This is a genomic window from Bacillus sp. SIMBA_031 (assembly GCF_046535225.1).
Classification (GTDB): domain Bacteria; phylum Bacillota; class Bacilli; order Bacillales; family Bacillaceae; genus Bacillus; species Bacillus velezensis.
This window is the reverse complement of sequence record NZ_JAWRXC010000335.1, coordinates 1-265: the sequence shown is the minus strand read 5'-3', so window position 1 is coordinate 265 and position 265 is coordinate 1. Positions and strand designations below refer to the sequence as shown.

Sequence of the window (265 nt, the reverse complement as noted above, 5' to 3'; positions counted from 1 at the left end):
CCACGAGGTCCGCAAAGTCTTCGAATCCGTGGAGTTCCTGAAGCATGGACCCAACACCCCCCGCTCCGTGGATGACTTCCTGGACCGCCTCAGGACCTCCCGCGCCCGTGGCTACTCCATAGTTGACGAGGAAGCCGAACCCGGCCTGTATTCCCTCGCCGCTCCCATCCGGGATTTCAAGGGCGAGGTTGCCGCCGCGATACAGATCGTCGGCCCTAAGTCCCGCATGGAGCCACTTAGGGAGAGCCACGCCGTCGTACTGAAC

General features: G+C 63.0%; 1 protein-coding gene. It reads left to right on the top strand.

Features of this window, described 5'->3' with window-relative positions; genetic code table 11:
* Positions 1–265 (top strand): IclR family transcriptional regulator domain-containing protein (locus SB724_RS20540; protein WP_410572756.1); only part of this gene is annotated, 265 nt, incomplete at both ends.